The following is an 18659-nucleotide window of genomic DNA, read 5'->3' as shown; positions in this document are numbered from 1 at the left end:
TGAAGTCTATAATCGAGTTTTCATGTTATGTTAATGGAGTTCAGAAGTGTGATGTTCAGATCTAACCGCCTGAGCGGTGGGCCCCCCGGCGCGCTGTCGCGGCGACGACGGCGGTCGGCCGCCCGGCTACCACTGATAGGGCTTGTACACCGGCATGCACTGCCCCTTGTCGGCACCGTTGATGGCGTCGGCGTTGCTGGGCAGATCACCGGCCTTCGGCTGGGACTGCTTAGGGTAACTCGTACCCGTGCGCCAGTCGGCGCCCACCACCACGGTGACGCCGGACACGCCGGTGGACCTGGTCACGGAACTCGCCGGAAGCCCCAGCGCCTTGGCGACGGCCTGCGCGTCCCCCTCGAGAGCCGCGCTGGGGTACCGCACCAGGGTCGTGCTCTCGGACAGTCCCGTGGCAGAGGTGTCGGCCGCCGCCCTGGCGTAGCCGTGCTGGGCGAGCACGCCGGCGACGTCCTTGGCCCGCAGGGGCACCGGGGCCGTCGTGGAGTCCCCGGTGGCGTTCTGCACGAGCACCCCCAGCTGACCGGCGGGCACCGAGGGGGTCCTGGCCGGTGCGGCCGACGCCGTCTTCTTCTTCGCGTTCGCGTCCGCCTTGCCGTTCTTGTCGAAGGGCACGTCGTCGCGGAGCATCTGCCACATCTTCTCGGCGTTGGCGCCGTCCGGGACGGCGTGCTCCTTCGGGGCCTCGGGGTCCGGCACCCAGGGCATCGTCGTCATGGTGATGCGGTCCGTCGGCACCGACTTGAGCTGCATCCCCAGGTCGTACAGCTTCTTGACCGAACCGAGCTCCCGGGAGACCTGCAGCGACTTGGTGGCCGCCTCGGCCAGGTCCATGAGCTGGCCGCTGTCGGTGAAGACGTTCTCCTTCTTCAGCTTGCGGAACATCGAGTTCAGGTACATGTGCTGGGCCCTGGCGCGCAGCGGGTCACTGCCCCAGGCGTGCCGCGTGCGCAGCCACTGCAGGGCCTGCTCGTGCTGGATGTTCCACGTGCCGGCCCGCAGTTTCAGGCCGGAGCCGCCGGGCTGGTCCGGCGTCGGCCGGTCCCAGACGTTCTCCTTCACGCAGACGTCGACGCCGCCGATGGCGTCGGCCATGTCCACCACGCCCGCGAAGTCGACCATCATCCAGTGGTCGATGTAGACCTTGGTGAGGTTCTCCCAGGTGGCCACCGTGCAGCCGGGGCCGCCGCGGCCCAGCGACGTGTTGATGAGGGCGTTGACCGGCGCGTACGTCTGACCCGTCTTGGGGTCCCTGCACCGGGGGATGTCGACCCGGGTGTCGCGCGGGACGCTGACGAACGCGGCGCTCTTGCGGTCCGCGGAGAGGTGGATGAGCATCTGCACGTCGGCGTGCGGCGGGGTGCCGCGGTTCTCCCGGGCGCCGCCGAGCTTCACGTCCTCGTCGCTGTTACGGCTGTCGGAGCCGATCAGCAGGATGTTCATCGGCGTCTGCCCGGCCGCGTTCGGCTCCGGCTTCTTCGCCTTGGAGTCGCCGCTGAGGAGCTCGCCCTTGCGGATGTTGCCGTTGAGGTGCTGAAGGTAGAGGTATCCGGCGCCGGCCGTGCCGAGTATGACGACCGCGAGCACGGTCGCGGACCAGCGCAGCGTGCGCCGTCTGCGCCGGCGCCGATCGTTCTTCGAGCCGCCGCCCCCGCGTCGTCGGCCGCCGTGTTCCGCGGGTGCCTCCGGCGCGTTCGGGGCACGGCGGCCGCGTGGCGCCGTCCCGTGCTCCGAAGGAGCCGCTCCCCGCACGTTGCTCCGCGTCAACTCCGTGCCCCCCGCCCTGTAGGTCATGTGACGGGCCCGTCCCGCCCCCGTTAGACGCACGACGGACCCATAGGGTTACCTCTGGGGCGGAACCCGACTTCGCCCGGTGTGGAATCATCCGCGCGCGGAGCCCCGGCCCGGCCGCCCGGCCGCACGTGATCTTGGTCGCGCGGTCATGTTCCCGTAGCCGGGTAAGAGCCGCCTGAGAGACCCACCGGCCGGGGCACCCGTGCCGCCGGCGGTGCCCCGACCGAGCGGAGCGTGATCGCGGGCACCGCCGCCGTGGCCGGGCTCAGCTGGCGCACTTCACCTTGTCCGCCGTGGACTTGTCGACGTCCGGCGCCTTCGACGGAGCGGTCATGGACACGCCCGCACCCTTGAAGTCCTTGCCGAGGGTCAGCGTCATCGCCGGCAGTCCCTGGGAGTTGGTCACGCTCTTGCCGGGCTTGAGCGCGGAGCCGGACAGACCCATGAGATGGGCCAGCTCCCGCGCCTGGGCCGCCTGGTCGGGCGCGTACTCGAGCGTGGTCCTGCCCAGCTGCGCCGGCGCGTTGCCCGCGTTCTCCGACTTCAGCACGCCCTCCTTGTTCTGCAGCCAGTCGAGGGTCTCCTGCGCGCTGCCGGCCTGGGCGCCGCCGTTGAGGATCCGCACCCGCACGTCGGACGGTGCGGACCTGCTGCCCTTCAGGCGCGCTGCCTCCGCGTCCTTCTCCGCCTTCTGCTTCTTCTTCACCTCGGTGAAGGAGACGTCGTTGGTGATCGCGTCGAACACCGCCGGGGCCAGCGCCGGGTTGACGATCACCGTCTTGTGGTACTTGCCGTCCGCCGGGTTGTCGAGCACGGGCACCGTCACGAACGAGATGTTCTTCGTCGGTACCTTCTTCAGCTCCAGCGCGATGTCCTTGAGCGTGCTCACCTTGCCGATGCCCTTGTCGACGGTGAGCGCCTTGGTGGCCGCCTCTGCCAGGTCGAGCAGCTTGGACGGGCTGCTGAGGGTGTCGCTGGAGGTCATCTTGCGCATCAGCGACCCCATGAACTGCTGCTGCACCTTGATGCGGTCCAGGTCACCGGCGTTGCCCCAGCTGTGCCGGGTGCGGACGAAGGCCAGTGCCTGCTCGCCCTCCACCTTGGACGGGCCGGCGGGCAGTCGCAGATGGGACTCCTTGTCGTTCACCGCGTGGGCGAGGCACACATCGACGCCGCCGACCGCGGTCGTCAGCGTCTTCACCGCGTTGAAGTCGACCATCACGAAGTGGTCGGGCGTGATGCCCGTGACCGCCTTCACCGTGCGCATCGTGCATCCCGGGTCCCGGCCCTCCTGGCCGAGGCTCTCGTTGAAGCGCACCTGCTGGGACCCGGGGATGACCTTGGTCGAGCCGTCGGTCTGCTTGGTCGGGCAGTCCGGCACGTTCACGACCAGGTCGCGCGGAATGCTCAGCGCGGTCGCGTTCGTCCGGTCCTTCGACACGTGCAGCAGGATGTTGGTGTCGGCGTGTCCGACGCTGTTGGCGTCGCCGTACCCCTCGTTGCCCTTTCCGGTCCGCTTGTCGGTGCCGATGATCAGGATGTTGAAGGCGTCGTCCTTGCTGAAGCCGCTCTTGCCCGCGCTGCCGATGTCCGTCGTGGTGACGTTGCCCTCGAGATGCTTGAGGTAGAGGTAGCCGGCCGTGCCGACGGCGACCAGGACGAACGCCGTACCGCCGGCCGTCCACGCCAGGACCTTCTTGACCTTCGACTTCTTCTTCACCGGCCGCCGTGCCGCCCGCCTTCCCTGCGGCGGCTCCGGCTCGGCCCCCCGGCGCCGGCCCGACCGCGGCGGCGGCACGTCGCCCTGGCGTACCTGACTCGTCTCGCGAGTCCCGCCGGGCGCCGAGCCCCCCCGCCGGCGGGGCGCACCGGCATTGTCCCGGCGAGCCGGTCTGCGGGGACCGGGAACCGATGACTGCGGTGCGGAAGGGCCCAGTCGCAGTTCGTATTCGCCGGTGTCCGGGTTGAGTACCCACTGGTCTGCGGGGTCGATATTGTCCGCCCGCCCACGGCCTTGCGCGTCCACGGTTGTCCGAATCCTCCGTTGGGGCCACGCGGCGCCTTCCCCCTCAAAGGCGCTCGGGTCTCGGTGAAACAGTGCACGACCCCAGGACGGACCTCGCGGCCAGGTGCACCGGATCGCTCACACTATCCGCCCAGTTCAGCGTTGAGCGACGCCGGTGACAAATTCTCCCTGCCTACAACTGGGCAATCCGGCTCATTTCCTGGAGGGAAGTTCCGCGACTTGATGTGCGGATTACCCACAGGTGCGTTCGGCGGCGGTGTTCCCGCGGAACGTGGGCGCCGGGGAGGCGTCGCCCTTCGAGGGGGAAGAACCGACCACGCCGTCCGTCCCCCCGCCCGTCTCCGCGGCCTCCTGCGGCGTGTTCCGGGCCACCGCCACGGGCTGGTCGGCCCGCAATCGCGCGAAGAGCTTCTCGGCCTCCGGCTCCACGAGTTGGTCACGATTGGCGTCGTAGACGTACGACTCCCTCGGCACCGTCAGGAACTGCACCTGTTCGGTGGGGATGTCGCGCAGTCCGCGCACCAACTGGTACATCCCTCGCAGACTGGCCAGCTCCGGATCGGTGGTCAGCGCGGAGGTCGCCGCGTCCAGCACGGGATACAGCTTCACCGGGTTCAGCAGGACGTCGTTGCTCTGCGTCTTGTTGACGAGCGCGGCGAGGAACCGCTGCTGGCGTTCCATGCGTTCGGTGTCGCTGCCGTCGCCGAGCGACTTGCGGGCCCGGACGTACCCGAGCGCCTGCTCCCCGTCGAGCTCCACCTTCCCCGCGGGCAGCTTCAGCTTGGCGGCTTTGTCGTCGACGGGTTCCTTCAGGCAGACCTGGACGCCGTCGACGGCGTCCACCATCTCCTTGAACCCCCTGAAGTCCACGACCACGTGATGGTCGATCCGGATGTCCGTCAGCTTCTCGACGGTCCGGATCGTGCACGCCGAACCGCCCACCTGGAAGGCGTGGTTGAACATCGCGAACACCGGCTGGCTGCGGCTGCCGTCCGCCTGCCGGCAGCCGGGGATGTCCACCATCAGGTCCCTGGGCAGCGACACGGCGGTCGCGCTGCGCCGGTCGGCGGCCAGATGCAGCAGGATCGTCGTGTCCGAGCGCTCGCTGCCCAGGTCCCGTCCGTACTCGCCGTTGCCGCTCCCGGCCCGCGTGTCGGACCCGATCAGCAGGATGTTCTGCGCGCCCCGCACCAACTCGGTGGGCCGCTCCCGTTCGTAGCGTTCCAGCTCGCGGGCGGCCGCGTCATCGGCGGTGATGTTGTTGCTGAGCTTGGCGTAGAGGGCCCAGCCAGTGCCCGCGGCCGCCACGACGAGCACGGCCAGCCCGAGCGCCGTCCCCTTCGCCCACCGCCGCCGGCGCCGTCGCCGGAGCCCCTCCCCGGTGGCCGACGCCCCGCGACCGGGACCGAGGGCCTTGCCTGCGGTATCGGTCACGGGCGGGGCACCCCCTCACGGCGTACGAGCGTCACGGCCTCTCCTACGACCATGGCGGGGGAGGGCAGGGGAAGCGCCCTGTACTACTCCGGATGGGGGACGGCCGTGCCGCTCAGCTCCGGATGGGGGACGGCCGTGCCGCTCAGCGGCGCACCGCGGTCACCCGCTCGCTCTCGATCCGCTCGGCGAGACCCTCCTCGTCCAGCCGGTCGAGGTTCCTGCACAGCACCACGGACCCCCCGACGGCCAAAGGCGCGTACAACCCCGCGCCGACCCCTTCCCAGGTGTCGTACGACAGCCCCGACAACACTCGCGACCCGGGCCCCGTCAGATCGAACGAAGGCGCGTCCGCGAGCGCCCGCTCGACGACCTCGGCCCCGCTGAGCTCCGCCCCCGCGACGATCAGCGCCGGTTCCTGCGCGTCCACCGGAGCGAACGGCGCGAAGCGGTCCCCCTGCCCCGGCACTTCCACGGCGTAGTCGGTGAACCCGTCCGGCGTCCGCGGGAACCGCCCGCCCAGCGGCCGCAGCGCCAGCGCCACCCGCTCACCCCGGCACGCCCGAGCCGCGTCCAGCGTGTCCGGCCCGCTGACGACCACGTCGGCCGCGGACGGATCCCCGCCCAGGTCGGCCACCGCGCCCACCGACGAACAGGCCAGCAGCCACACCGCCGTCTGCCAGTGCGCGGGCAGCAGCAGCGCGACCCGGTCGCCGGGTCCGGCGGACAGGTCGCCCTGGAGGAGATTCGCGGTCTTGGCCACCCAGTTGGCGAAGGTGGCCACGGACAGTTCGACGCGCTCGCCCGTGGCGTCGTCGTAGAAGGTCACCAGTGGGCGGCCGGGGTCCGCGGCGAGCGCGGAAGCCAGCAGGTCGGCAGGGGTGCGGTCGGTGGCGTTCACCCGGGACAGGGTACGCGCGGGCGGGTGCGCGCGGCGTGCGGTGGGGCCACCGGTCGTTGACCCCGACGGAAAGGTGCCGCCCCAGGGTGCGTCGGCCGGTGCGGGGCAGGCCGCGCGTCGGGCCGCGCCCGCGGAGCGTCACGCGCCGCGGCCGGGGGCGGGCGAGTCCACACGGCATCGGGCATCAACTGCGCCTGCGCGCAGGCCCCCTCCGTCATCCGCAGTATCCACCGCTACCACGTCGAGAGCATGAGCCCGCGGGACATCGGCTACGACTTCCTCGTCGACAAGTGCGGGACCGATTACGAGGGCCGGGCCGGCGGCGCGGCGAAGACGGCCGTCGACGCACACACCCCCGCTTCACCAGCGGCAGCATGGGCATCGCCGTGATCGGCACGTATGGAACGCAGGGCGCCACGAAGCCGTCGAGCGCCGCCGTGACGGCCGTCGCCCGGCTCACCGCGCGCAACCCCGTGCTCCGCAGGGCCGATCCGCGGGTCAGGACATATCTCACGCCGGACGGTGGCAACCTCTACCCCAAAGGTAAGAAGGTACGACTGAACGTGATCTCCGGCCATCGGGACGGGTTCGCCACCGAGTGCCCGGGCAAGTGGCTTTGCGCCAGGCTCGGTACGGCCCGTTCCGGCGCGGCGCGCCACCAGGGGCGCCGAGCCCGGCCGGGGTGTGCGCTCAGCGCCGTCATCGGGGGACCCGCCGTCTCATACCGTTCTCTCACCGATCTCGTGGGAAACGGCGTGGTTGTCAAGGGTGCCGCCGCTACGGTCTGCATACACTGACCGGCCGAAACGAGTGAAACGAGTTAGTTCGGCCGGTCCCGGCAGGAAGCAGAGACGACAGGTGACAGAAGCGATCCTCCTGGTCGGCGGCAAAGGCACCCGGCTGCGTCCGCTCACGGTGCACACGCCCAAGCCCATGGTCCCCGCCGCCGGGGTGCCGTTCCTCACGCACCAGCTGGCGCGTGCCAAGGCGGCCGGCGTGGACCACATCGTCCTCGCCACCAGCTATCTGGCCGAGGTCTTCGAGCCGTACTTCGGCGACGGCTCCTCCCTCGGCCTGCACATCGAGTACGTCACGGAGGAGGAGCCGCTCGGCACGGGCGGCGCCATCCGCAACGTCGCCTCGCGCCTGCACTCCGGCCCCGACGAGCCGGTGCTGATCTTCAACGGTGACATCCTGACCGGCCTGGACATCAGGGCCCTGGTGGACACCCACGAGTCGACCGGCGCGGACGTCTCCCTGCATCTGACGAAGGTGACGGACCCGAGGGCCTACGGGCTGGTCCCCACGGACGAGTCCGGCCGCGTCCTCGCCTTCCTGGAGAAGCCGCAGACGCCGGAGGAGATCGTCACCGACCAGATCAACGCGGGGGCGTACGTCTTCCGCCGCTCGGTCATCGACACGATTCCGCTGGGCCGCCCGGTGTCGGTGGAGCGCGAGACCTTCCCCGACCTCCTCGCGGCGGGCGCCCACCTCCAGGGCATGGTCGACTCCACGTACTGGCTGGACCTCGGCACCCCGGCGGCGTTCGTCCGCGGCTCGGCCGACCTGGTCCTGGGCCGCGCCCCGTCCCCGGCGGTGCCCGGCCGCTGCGGCGACCGTCTCGTCCTTCCTACGGCCACGGTCGCGCCGGACGCCAAGCTGACCGGCGGCACGGTGGTCGGCGAGGGCGCGTTCGTGGCCGAGGGCGCCCGGGTCTTCGGCTCGACCATCCTTCCCGGCGCGGTCATCGAACCCGGTGCGGTCATCACCGACTCCCTCGTCGGCACGAGGGCCCGCGTCGGCGAACGGACGGTCCTCACCGGCGCGGTCATCGGCGACGGCGCGGTCGTCGGTGCCGACAACGAGCTCCGCGAGGGCGTACGCGTGTGGTGCGACGCCCGCATCCCGGCGGGGGCGCTCCGCTTCTCCTCGGACCAGTAGCCGAAAGGGCACCCCGGGGACGCCGCCCCACGCGCGGCCGCGGCCCCGGGGCCTCCGTACGTTCAGGGCCGCCGCTGCCGGTTCCTCACCGGGGCCGCGTCGTGGCCCTTCGCGCGGTTCCCCGCGCCCCTGCGGAGCGCTCACCCTCCACACGCAGTGCGCGCGGTCGTGCCGTTGGGGCGGTACCCACCCGGCAGGGGCGATCGCACGCGCCCCAGCCGCAGCCGAGGCCACGCCTCAAAGCAACCCGATGTCCACCCGAGGCATCTTCGGTGCGCGCCGCGCCGGAACCCGCCCGCTCAGCAGGATGAACCGCACCGCCCGGTGCCGCTGCCCGGCATACGGCTCGAGCAACCGCAGCATCACCGCATCGTCGGCCTGACGGTCCCCCGCCAACGCCCACCCCACGATGCCCGGCAGATGCAGATCCCCGACGGTCACCGCATCCGCCGCCCCGTGACTCCGCTGCACGACCTCCGCCGACGTCCAGGGCCCCACCCCCGGCACGACCTCCAACCGCGCCCGCGCCTCGGCCGCCGGCATCGAAACCGCCTGCTCCAGCCGCGCGGCGACCCGCACGGCCCGCAGAATCGTCGACGCCCGCTTGTCGTCGACCCCGGCCCGGTGCCACTCCCAGGACGGAATCAGCGCCCAGGTCCGCGGCGCCGGCATCACGTACATCGGCCGGTCCCCGGCCCCCGCCGGCCCCGGCGCGCGCTCCCCGAACTTCCGCACGAGCAACCGCCACGCCCGGTACGCCTCATCCGTCGTGACCTTCTGCTCCAGCACCGAGGGGATGAGGGACTCCAGCACCAGCCCCGTCCGCGTCAGCCGCAACCCCGGCCGCCGATGCCGTGCGAGCGCCACCAGCCGGTGCCGGGGCACGAACGCCTCCGGCTCGTCGGCCGCGCCGAGCCACTCCGGCAGCCGGTCCAGCAGCCACTCCGCCCCGGGCCCCCACGCCTCGCCGAGCACCTCACCGCCGTAGGCCCGCACCCGCAGCGTGCCCGGCCCGGCGGGCGTACGGCAGGCCCGCCACACGGAACCGTCCGCGGTGGCCCGGAAGGCGGGGTCGGCGGGTCCGCGCCGCAGCGGTCCGAGCACCAGCCCGAGATCGAGCGGCCCGTCCGGCACCCACCGCCGTACCCGCGGTGCCGCCGCCTGCCGCGGTATCCCGGCCCCGGCGCCCGCGGGTACGCCGGCATGGCCTCCGCGCACGGTCGTACGCGTGGGGCGCTGAGCGAATCGTCCTGCCACGAATGAGGTCCTAGGGGAGCCGGTGCCGTCCTATGAGCCTAGGGCCCTATGAGCCTAGGGCCCACGGCCGCGCACGGCCGAACTCACCGCACCTCGATGAACGCCTCCGCGTCCCGCTCGGGCCGCGGTCTCGGCTCCTCGGCCGGATGGCCGACCGCCACCGCGCCCATCGGCTCCCAGTCCGCGGGCAGCGCGAGCACCTCGCGCACCACGTCCCGGCAGAACATCGTGGAGGACACCCACGCCGAGCCCAGTCGCTCTCCGGCGAGGGCGACCAGCAGGTTCTGCACGCCCGCGCCCATCGCGACGACGAACATCTCCCGCTCGGCGCCGTCCCGCCGCGCGTCCCCGTAGTGGTGCGAGCCGTCCATGACGAGGCATGGCACGACGAGGTGGGGCGCGTTGCGCAGGACGTCCCCGCGGCGCACCCGTTTCGCGATGGACTCCTCGCTCTTTCCGTCCCGGCGCAGGTCGGCGATCCAGGCCTCGCGCATCGCGTCGAGCAGCCGGGTCCGGGACTCCGTGCTCTCCAGCAGGACGAACCGCCAGGGCGTGGTGTGGTGCGGGGCCGGTGCGGTCACCGCCGCCGCCACCGCGCGCCGTACCGCGCCGGGGTCCACGGGCTCGTCGGTGAAGGCCCGGACCGTACGCCGCTGGGTCACCGCCTCCCGGACCGCCTCGGACGTGCCGAGCCGGAACATGTCGTCCCGCGCGGTCCGCACCAGCGCCCGCGCGCCCGCGCCGTCCTCCGTGGCCAGCACGTGCGGCAGGCCGCGCACCACGGCCACCGGCCGGCCGGCCGCCTTGCCCTTCACCAGGTCGCCGGCGGCGGCCAGTTCGTCCGCCGTGGCCACGATCGTCGCGCTGAGCGGATTGCCGTGCGCGTCCGTGCCGCCGCGCAGATCGTCCAGCACGCGCACGCCCGCGGCACCGATCGCCACGTCCGTGAGGCCCGCGCGCCAGGGCCGCCCGAAGGTGTCGGTGATCACGACACCGACGTCGACGCCGAGGGTTTCCCGCAGACCCGTGCGGATCGCGCGCGCCGACGCGTCCGCGTCCTCGGGCAGCAACAGCACGGTGCCGGCCGGGGTGTTGGAGGCGTCGACCCCAGCCGCGGCCATGACCAGGCCCTGCCGGTTCTCCACGATGCGCAGGGCGCCGCGCCGGGCCACGACCCGGACCGTCTCGGCGTCGATGGCCGCCTCCCGGTCGGCGGCCCGGACGATCCGGCCCTCCGCCTTGGAGACGATCTTGGAGGTGACGAGCAGCACATCCCCGTCGGCCAGGCCCGGCTCGGCCGCGGCGATCAGCTTGGCGAGGTCGTCGCCCGGCTGCACCTCGGGGATGCCCGACAGGGCCCGGACCGTGAACTCCGGGCGCTCCTCGCTCACGCTTCCCGCACCTCCTCGGCCATGGCCAGTGCCTCCCGCGCCATCTGCGCGGCCGCGTCGACGTCGGTCATCATCAGCGGTACGGCCCGGCAGCGGATGCCGTCCGCCTCGACCCGCTCGACCGCCGCCGCGTCCACGGTGTCGACCAGCCAGCCGTCCAGCAGGCCGGAGCCGTAGTGCTCGGCGACCGCGGCGGCCGTGGACTCCACGCCGACCGCGGCGAGCACCTTGTCGGCCATCCCGCGCACGGGCGCGTCCCCGACGATGGGGGACAGGCCGATCACGGGCACGCCCGCGTCCGCGATGGCCTCCCGCACGCCGGGCACGGCGAGGATGGTGCCGATGGACACGACGGGGTTGGACGGCGGGAAGAGGATGACGTCCGCCCCGGCGATGGCCTCCAGCACGCCCGGCGCCGGCTTGGCCTGCTCGGCGCCGACCGGCACGACCGCCTCGGCCGGGACCGAGGCCCGCAGCCGCACCCAGTACTCCTGGAAGTGGACCGCCTTGCGCTCGCCGTCGACCTGGACGGCGACGTGGGTCTCCACGCGGTCGTCGGTCATCGGGATCAGCTTCACCCCGGGCTTCCAGCGGTCGCACAGCGCCTCGGTGACGGCGCTGAGCGGATAGCCCGCGCCGAGCATCTGGGTGCGCACGATGTGCGTCGCGAAGTCCCGGTCGCCCAGGCCGAACCAGTCCGGCCCGACGCCGTAGGCCGACAGCTCCTCCTTGAGGTGGAACGTCTCGTCGGCCCGACCCCAGCCCTGCTCCTCGTTGATGCCGCCGCCCAGCGTGTACATCACCGTGTCCAGGTCCGGGCAGACCTTGAGCCCGAAGAGGTGGATGTCGTCGCCGGTATTGCCGATCACCGTGACGTCCGCGTCCGGCGCGGCCTGCTTCAGACCGCGCAGGAAACGGGCACCGCCGATGCCGCCTGCCAGAACCACAATGCGCATGGCCCCAAGTCTTGCAGGCGGGTACGACAACGCGTCAGGCAGTCACCGGACGAGCCTCGCAGTGGGGTGCGGTGTGCATCGGCATCTCGGTCAGGCCCGGGTAGTACACGTGCAGGCTGACCGCCGGCTCCAGGGCGTCGTTGACGACCTCGTGGACGTACCCCGGCGCGAACACCCGCTGCGTCCCCGCCGTCAACGCGCGCGTGGCGCGTCCGGTGCGCTCGGTGAGGGTGCCCTCCAGGACGGTCAGCACACCGGAGGAGCGGCCGTGGTCGTGCAGCCCGCTGCCCTGCCCGGGCACCCAGGACAGCAGCCACACCTCGTAGCCGGGCCCGGTGCGCAGCCGGTGGTACCAGCGCGTGGTCGCGTCGTAGCGGACCAGGTGCGCCCACTGGTCGCGGTCGGCGGCGATCGAGCGGGCGAGGCCCGCGAACTCGGCGACGGTGGCCGGGTGCTCGCGCGGCGGCTGGAGCAGGTGCGGGACTTCGAGGATGTCGCCGGCGATCTGGAGGTCGTTGTCGCTGTTCATGGGTGCGGTGGTTCCTCGGTGGGAGAAGTCCGGAGGGAACGGGGTACTGGGGGGGGCGGAAACCGGGTCACGGGGACACGGCCCACAGCTGGAGCGAGAGGGAGGGGCTCAACAGCTGGAACAGCGACAACAGCTACAGCGAGCCCGGGCAGCACCATGGGACCCGGCGGTGCGGGTCGAGGTGAGCGCCAAGTTCGCGAGCATGCCCACTAGGACAGCGGCTCACACCCGGCAGTGTCAACTCGGCGCCCGGGATGTGGGACAGGTTTCACCTCATCCGGTTCATCTGTCAGGTGAAAGGTTTGTTCACCGGGATGTCGGGACACATGGGGCACATCCAGGCGCTCAAGCCTCGCGGAACGCGATCGAACGCCAGGGCGTCCTTCTCCGTATAGATGTCCGTACGGGATTCCGGCGCCCCTCCGGGCCTCGTCTGCGTGTCACGGTTTATGGCGATTTGAACACTTTCTGCAAGGCCTTGGTTCCGCAGAGTGAATAACGGGCTCAATAGCAGATCTCGGCTTGACTCGCCCGGAGCAGCACACTTGTAATTTCACTCGTGTCGTTCAGCCGAAATCGGTAACGGCTACGCACGGGGACGCGAAAGACAGACGAGGGGCGCACATGACCGAGCTGGTGCAGCAACTGCTGGTCGACGACGCGGACGAGGAACTCGGCTGGCAGGAGCGCGCGCTGTGCGCCCAGACCGACCCCGAGTCCTTCTTCCCCGAGAAGGGCGGCTCCACCAGAGAGGCGAAGAAGGTCTGCCTCGCCTGCGAGGTCCGCTCCGAGTGCCTCGAGTACGCCCTCGCCAACGACGAGCGCTTCGGCATCTGGGGCGGCCTGTCCGAGCGGGAGCGCCGCCGGCTGAAGAAGGCCGCGATCTGACCGCACATCCACACCAAAACGTAACGAACGGCCCGTCGCCAGTGGGTTGTCCACAGGCGGCGGGCCGTCGTCATGGCCAGCCGATAGTGTGGTCGCTCGTCCGAGACGCCCCGCTGTCCCCTCGGCCCCCGAGAGGGCGCGGGCGTCCACCGCAGTCCATCGAACCGGGGCCCGTACCTCGATGTCCGTGCACAGCCATACGGCAGCCCAAGACTCGGCTGCCACACCTGAGTTCCCGCGCCATGTGGTCACCGCGGTCCTCGTCGCCCACGACGGCGCCCGCTGGCTGCCCGACGCCCTCGCCGGGCTGGTCGGCCAGGAGCGCCCCGTCCAGTACGCGGTCGCGGCCGACACCGGCAGCGCGGACGACTCCGCCCGGCTGCTCACCGACGCCCTCGGTGATGCCAACGTCCTGCACCTCGCCCGCCGCACCGGCTTCGGCCAGGCCGTCGAGGAGGCGAGCCGCACCGCCCCGCTCCTCACCCCGGACGAGCTGCCCTACCTCAAGCGCCCCAGCGGCTGGGACCCGGTCACGCGCACGTGGCGCGACGACGCCTACGACATGCCCGAACTGCCGTACGGCGAGCCCGTCCACTGGCTCTGGCTGTTGCACGACGACTGCGCCCCCGAACCCGACGCCCTCGCCGAGCTGCTCCGCGTCGTCGACAACGAACTGGAACTGGGCCGCACCGACGTGGCGGTCGTCGGCCCCAAGCTGCGCGGCTGGTACGACCGCCGACAGCTGCTGGAGGTCGGCGTCTCCATCGCCAACTCCGGCCGCCGCTGGACCGGCCTGGACCGCCGTGAACAGGACCAGGGCCAGCACGACCACGTGCGCACCGTGCTGTCCGTCTCCACCGCCGGCATGCTCATCCGCCGCGACGTCTTCGAGCAGCTCGGCGGCTTCGACCGCCGGCTGCCCCTGATGCGCGACGACGTCGACCTGTGCTGGCGCGCCCACACCGCGGGCCACCGCGTCCTGATCGCCCCCGACGCGGTCGTACGGCACGCCGAGGCCGCCTCCCGCGAGCGCCGCACCGTCGACTGCGTGGGCCGCACCGCAGCCTCCCCGCACAAGGTCGACAAGGCCGGCGCCGTCTACACCCTGCTCGCCAACACCCGGGGCGCCGCGCTGCCCTGGGCACTGCTGCGGCTCGTTTTCGGCACCGTCCTGAGGACCGTCGCCTATCTCGTCGGCAAGGTGCCCGGCCAGGCCGTCGACGAGATCCGCGGCCTGCTCAGCACCCTGCTGCGCCCGGAGCGGATCATCGCCGCACGGCGCCGCCGCGGACCCTCGCAGATCGACAAGGGCGAGTTGCGCCAGCTCTTCCCGCCGCCCGGCGCCACCATCCGCGCCACCGTGGAACAGCTCGCCGCCAACTTCACCAGCGGCTCCGACACCGACACCGCCTCGGCCGGCCGGCACGGCGGCGCCGTCGAGTCCGGACCCGGCGGCGACGACGCCGAATTCCTGGAGATCGAGCAGTTCGCCCGGCTCAAGCGGATCGCCCGCAGGCCCGGCCCCGTGCTCTTCCTCGTCCTGCTCCTCATCTCCCTGATCGCCTGCCGCGCCCTGCTCGGCGGCGGCGCGCTCGGCGGCGGTGCCCTGCTGCCCGCCCCGGCAAGCGCCGGCGAGCTGTGGTCCCGTTTCGCGGACTCCTGGCACCCGGTGGCCGCGGGCGGCACCCCGTCCGCCCCGCCCTACCTGGCGGTCATCGCGACCCTCGCCACGATCCTCTTCGGCTCCACCGGACTCGCCGTCACCGTCCTGCTGGTCGCCTCGGTGCCGCTCGCCGGATTCACCGCCTACTTCGCCTCCCGGCCACTGGTCACCTCCCGGCTGCTGCGCGCCTGGGCGGCCACCGCCTACGCCTTCCTGCCCGCCACCACCGGCGCCCTCGCCGGCGGCCGCATCGGCACCGCCGTCCTCGCCGTGCTGCTGCCGCTCATCGCGCGCGCGGGCATCGCGGCGAGCGGCCTCGCGAACCGCTCGGGGGCACGCGGCAGTTGGCGCGCCACCTGGGCGTACGCGCTGCTGCTGACCCTCACCACCGCGTTCACCCCGATCGTCTGGCCCCTCGCGCTGCTCCTCGGCGTCGGCGTGCTCGTCCTGCGCCGCGGCGACCTCCTCGCCCACGCCCTGCGCTTCCTCGCCCAGCTCGGCACCCCCCTGCTGGTCCTCGCCCCCTGGTCGCTGACCCTGCTCCCGACCGGCTTCTTCAAGGAAGCCGGCCTGGCGTACGGCCCCTCGGCCGCCTCCGCGCTCGACCTGCTCGGCGCCAGCCCCGGCGGCCCCGGCACCGTGCAGGGCCTGATACTCATCGGCATCGTCCTCGCCGCCCTCGCCGCGCTCCTGCGCTCCGAGCGGCAGCGGGCCATCCGGACCGCCTGGGCGGTCGCCCTGGCCGGCCTCGTCTTCGCCGTCCTGTCCAACAGGTCCGCCTGGGCCGGACCGGCCACCCTCGTCTACGGCATCGCCCTGCTGGCCGCCGCCGCCCTGGGCGCCGACGGCGCACGCGCGCGTGTGGCCGAGCAGAGCTTCGGCTGGCGCCAGCCCGTCGCCGCGCTGATCGCCTTCGCCTGCGTCGCGGGCCCGCTGCTGGCCGCCGCCGGCTGGATGATCCGCGGCGCCGACGGCCCCCTCAAGCGCCGCGACCCGACCCAGGTGCCCGCGTTCGTCGCCGAGGACTCCACCACCGGCGACCGCGCCCGCACCCTGATCCTGGACAGCGACTCCACCGCGCGCGTGCGCTACACCCTGGTCCGCGGCTCCGGAGCCCGCATGGGCGACGCCGAGGTCAGCGCCGCCGACGGCGAGAACACCCGGCTGGACAAGGTCGTCGCCAACCTGATCGCCGGCTCCGGCGCCGACCAGGCCGACGAACTCGGCGGCTTCGCCGTGCGGTACGTCCTCGTCCACAAGGGCGCGCCCCGCGACGTCACCCGCGTCCTCGACACCACCCCGGGCCTGTCCCGGCTCAGCCAGCAGAACGGCAGCGCCCTGTGGCGGGTGGACCAGGAGGTGTCCCGCGCCACCATCGTCCCCGCCGGCGGCTCGGGCACCGCCCAGTCGGTCAGTGCCGGACCGGTGGAGATCCACACGACCGTCGCGGCCGGCCCGGGCAACCGCGTCCTGCGCCTCGCCGACACCGCCTCCGACGGCTGGACGGCCACCCTGAACGGCAGGACGCTCACCCGTACCACGGTCGACGGCTGGGCCCAGGGCTTCCAACTGCCCTCCGACGGCGGCAGGCTGGACGTCACCTACAACGACCCGATCACCCACAGCGCCTGGCTGTGGGCCCAGGGCGCGCTCGCCGTCGTCCTGGTCGTCCTCGCCCTGCCCGGCCGCCGCCGCGACGTCGACGACGACCTCCCGGAGGAGGAGCCGCTGCCCGCCCAGGCCGCCGCCGGCGAGGGCCGCCGCGCCCGCCGGCTGCGCGCCCAGGCCGAGGAACAGGCCGCCGACGAGCAGCCCGCGGCCCCGTCCGAGCCGGCCCAGCCCCCGGCCGCCGTACCACAGCAGCAGTCCTACGAGGGCTGGGACCAGGCCGCGTACGTGGACGCCGGATACCCCGGATACGGAACCGACCAGTACCAGGACGGCGGCCAGTACCAGCCCTCCGGCTACGACCAGCAGGCCTACCCGGCCGGCGGCCCCTACCAGACGGGCCAGTACGACCCGTACGCGTACGGCGGTACGGCCGACCAGATGCCGTACGACCCGTCGGCGTACCAGCAGGGCTACGACCCGGCGTACGACCCCGCCCAGCAGGGTTACGACCCGGCCCAGCACCCCCACGGCACCGGCAGCGAGCGCCCCGACGGGAGCCAGCAGTGAACCGCACCACCCTGTCCCTGATCGCCGCCACCACCGCGTTGGCCGCCGTCACCGCGTTCGCCGCGCTCGACGGCCCGTCCGCGTCCGGCGCGGCCGCCCCCACGGCGGCCGCGCATCTCCCGGTGGAGCGCACCAGCCTGTTGTGCCCGGCACCGAGCATCTCGGACATCGCCGACACGTCGTACACGTCCTTCACGCCCGTCACCCAGGGCGCGGCCGACGGCGGCAAGGCCCAACTCCAGGCGGCCGGGGACCAGTCGGGGGACGGCGCCGGCAACTCCGGGACCGGCAAGGACGCCAAGGGGTCCAAGGGCGGGAAGAAGCCGGCGGACCAGCCGGTGCTCACCCCGAAGGCGCCGGGCACCCCGGCCACCGGTGACACCTCCGGCGCCGACGCGCCCGCGCTCATCGGCACCGCCGACGGGAAGTTCGCCCCCGGCTGGACGGTCCAGGAGACCACCGAGGTCGCCGCCGGCACCGGCCGCGGCCTCCAGGGCGTCGACTGCACGGCCGCGGACACCGACTTCTGGTTCCCGGGAGCCAGCACCTCCGCCGACCGCACCGACTACGTCCACCTGACCAACCCCGACGACTCCGCCGCGGTCCTCGACATCGAGCTCTACGGCAAGGACGGCGCGATCAAGTCCCCGCTGGGGGAGAACCTCACGGTCCCGGCGCACGCGAGCAAGCCGGTCCTGCTCTCCACCCTCACCGACGAGAAGCAGGCCGACCTGACCGTGCACGTCAGCGTGCGCAGCGGCCGGGTCGGCGCGTCCGTGCAGGCCCTGGACGACAAGTCGGGCGGCGACTGGCTGGCCGCGTCCACCGACCCGGCCGGCAGCCTGGTCCTGCCCGGCATCCCGAAGGACGCCACCGACGTGCGCCTGATCGCCTTCACCCCCGGCGGCGACGACGCCGACCTGAAGGTCCGGCTGGCCTCACCGGACGGCCTGATCACCCCGGCGGGCAACGAGACCCTGCACGTGAAGTCCGGCATGACGACCACGGCCGACCTCGGCGCGGTGACCCGCGGCGAGGCGGGCTCCCTGGTGCTGACCCCCACGGACCAGGCGGTCCCGGTCGTGGCGGCCCTCCGGGTCGTCCGCGGCAAGGGCGACAAGCAGGAGACGGCCTACATCCCGGCCACCGCCCCCGTCGGCACGCGCGCGACCTCGGCCGACAACAGCGCCAAGGGCACGACCCTCGCCCTGACCGCGCCGACCGCCACGGCGACGGTCAAGGTGACCGCCTCGGCGGGCAGCGAGGGCGGTACGGCGACGACGAAGACGTACACGATCAAGTCCGGCACCACCGAGGACGTGCCGGTCCCCGTTCCCTCCGCCCTGAAGGGCACCTACGCCCTCACCGTCGAACCCGTCTCCGGCGGCCCGGTCTACGCCTCCCGCACCCTCTCCGCCACCGAGTCCGGAGTCCCCGGCTTCACCATCCAGACCCTCCCGGACGACCGGGGGATGGTGGCGGTACCGAGGACGAAGGAGGACCTGTCGGTGCTGCAGAAGTGAGGGGCCGCGTCACAGGGCGCGGCAGACGCCGCCGCTGCGGGCGGTCGTGCCTTCCCCGTGCCTCAAGGGCCTGGGAGACACCCCCAGGGCGGCACGGACGGGCGCAGCGGCACCCCGCCGGCGCGGGCGAGCCGAACACCCCGTCGCCCGGCACCGGCACCGGGCA

12 protein-coding genes and 1 pseudogene are annotated in these 18659 nt (G+C 72.7%); 5 read left to right on the top strand and 8 right to left on the bottom strand.

The window, feature by feature from the left end:
- Positions 1-126: 126 nt before the first annotated feature.
- From AB0D93_RS40315 to AB0D93_RS40300, 4 genes are all read right to left on the bottom strand, one after another.
- Positions 127-1620, bottom strand: coding sequence for an LCP family protein (locus AB0D93_RS40315; RefSeq protein WP_362131362.1), 1494 nt, complete (start codon positions 1618-1620; stop codon positions 127-129).
- Positions 1621-2074: 454 nt separating this feature from the next.
- Positions 2075-3835 (bottom strand): LCP family protein, encoded by a 1761-nt coding sequence (locus AB0D93_RS40310; RefSeq protein ID WP_362131358.1) that lies wholly within the window; start codon positions 3833-3835, stop codon positions 2075-2077.
- A 231-nt stretch (positions 3836-4066) separates the two neighbouring features.
- Positions 4067-5269 (bottom strand): LCP family protein, encoded by a 1203-nt coding sequence (locus tag AB0D93_RS40305; protein WP_362131355.1) that lies wholly within the window; start codon positions 5267-5269, stop codon positions 4067-4069.
- A gap of 142 nt (positions 5270-5411) precedes the next feature.
- Positions 5412-6167, bottom strand: a complete 756-nt coding sequence (locus AB0D93_RS40300; protein WP_362131352.1) for a TIGR03089 family protein — start codon at positions 6165-6167, stop codon at positions 5412-5414.
- 101 nt (positions 6168-6268) lie between these two features.
- Here AB0D93_RS40300 and AB0D93_RS40295 point away from each other — a divergent pair.
- Together AB0D93_RS40295 and AB0D93_RS40290 are read left to right on the top strand one after the other, a co-directional pair.
- Positions 6269-6835 (top strand): annotated as a pseudogene (locus AB0D93_RS40295) (N-acetylmuramoyl-L-alanine amidase); the annotation flags it as partial.
- 190 nt (positions 6836-7025) lie between these two features.
- Complete coding sequence (locus AB0D93_RS40290) at positions 7026-8108, top strand: NDP-sugar synthase (protein WP_362131349.1); 1083 nt, start codon at positions 7026-7028, stop codon at positions 8106-8108.
- Positions 8109-8345: 237 nt separating this feature from the next.
- Here the strand turns inward: AB0D93_RS40290 and AB0D93_RS40285 are convergent, their stop codons facing one another.
- The 4 genes from AB0D93_RS40285 to AB0D93_RS40270 form a co-directional block, all read right to left on the bottom strand.
- The gene (locus AB0D93_RS40285; RefSeq protein WP_362131347.1) at positions 8346-9365 is read right to left on the bottom strand and encodes a DNA-3-methyladenine glycosylase 2 family protein; all 1020 of its coding nucleotides are present in this window, start codon (positions 9363-9365) and stop codon (positions 8346-8348) included.
- 83 nt (positions 9366-9448) lie between these two features.
- Positions 9449-10756 (bottom strand): coenzyme F420-0:L-glutamate ligase, encoded by a 1308-nt coding sequence (locus AB0D93_RS40280; protein WP_362131344.1) that lies wholly within the window; start codon positions 10754-10756, stop codon positions 9449-9451.
- Positions 10753-11712, bottom strand: coding sequence for a 2-phospho-L-lactate transferase (cofD, locus tag AB0D93_RS40275; protein WP_362131341.1), 960 nt, complete (start codon positions 11710-11712; stop codon positions 10753-10755). Before cofD ends, AB0D93_RS40280 begins: the two co-directional genes overlap by 4 nt.
- 34 nt (positions 11713-11746) lie before the next feature.
- Positions 11747-12241: a cysteine dioxygenase family protein gene (locus AB0D93_RS40270; RefSeq protein WP_362131338.1), complete on the bottom strand. Its 495-nt coding sequence runs from the start codon at positions 12239-12241 to the stop codon at positions 11747-11749.
- Positions 12242-12865: 624 nt separating this feature from the next.
- On the opposite strand from AB0D93_RS40270, the gene AB0D93_RS40265 reads away from it, so the two are divergent.
- From AB0D93_RS40265 to AB0D93_RS40255, 3 genes are all read left to right on the top strand, one after another.
- A complete protein-coding gene (locus tag AB0D93_RS40265) occupies positions 12866-13129 on the top strand; it encodes a WhiB family transcriptional regulator (protein WP_010986447.1) in 264 nt (87 codons plus the stop codon).
- Positions 13130-13310: 181 nt separating this feature from the next.
- Positions 13311-16970, top strand: a complete 3660-nt coding sequence (locus AB0D93_RS40260) for a glycosyltransferase (RefSeq protein WP_362131333.1) — start codon at positions 13311-13313, stop codon at positions 16968-16970.
- The gene (locus tag AB0D93_RS40255) at positions 16967-18493 is read left to right on the top strand and encodes a DUF5719 family protein (protein WP_362131330.1); all 1527 of its coding nucleotides are present in this window, start codon (positions 16967-16969) and stop codon (positions 18491-18493) included. Before AB0D93_RS40260 ends, AB0D93_RS40255 begins: the two co-directional genes overlap by 4 nt.
- Positions 18494-18659 lie beyond the last annotated feature (166 nt).

Origin of the sequence: Streptomyces sp. NPDC048191 (assembly GCF_040652655.1) — a bacterium.
Taxonomy (GTDB): Bacteria; Actinomycetota; Actinomycetes; order Streptomycetales; family Streptomycetaceae; genus Streptomyces.
Note: the sequence above shows the minus strand (reverse complement) of the source record. Positions and strands in the feature narration are given on the sequence as shown.

What these genes read in the sequence shown, in the direction of transcription:
- cofD (WP_362131341.1), bottom strand. Translation starts at nt 11,712, where the DNA reads ATGCGCATTGTGGTTCTGGCAGGCGGCATCGGCGGTGCCCGTTTCCTG.
- AB0D93_RS40265 (WP_010986447.1), top strand. Translation starts at nt 12,866, where the DNA reads ATGACCGAGCTGGTGCAGCAACTGCTGGTCGACGACGCGGACGAGGAA.
- AB0D93_RS40260 (WP_362131333.1), top strand. Translation starts at nt 13,311, where the DNA reads ATGTCCGTGCACAGCCATACGGCAGCCCAAGACTCGGCTGCCACACCT.
- AB0D93_RS40270 (WP_362131338.1), bottom strand. Translation starts at nt 12,241, where the DNA reads ATGAACAGCGACAACGACCTCCAGATCGCCGGCGACATCCTCGAAGTC.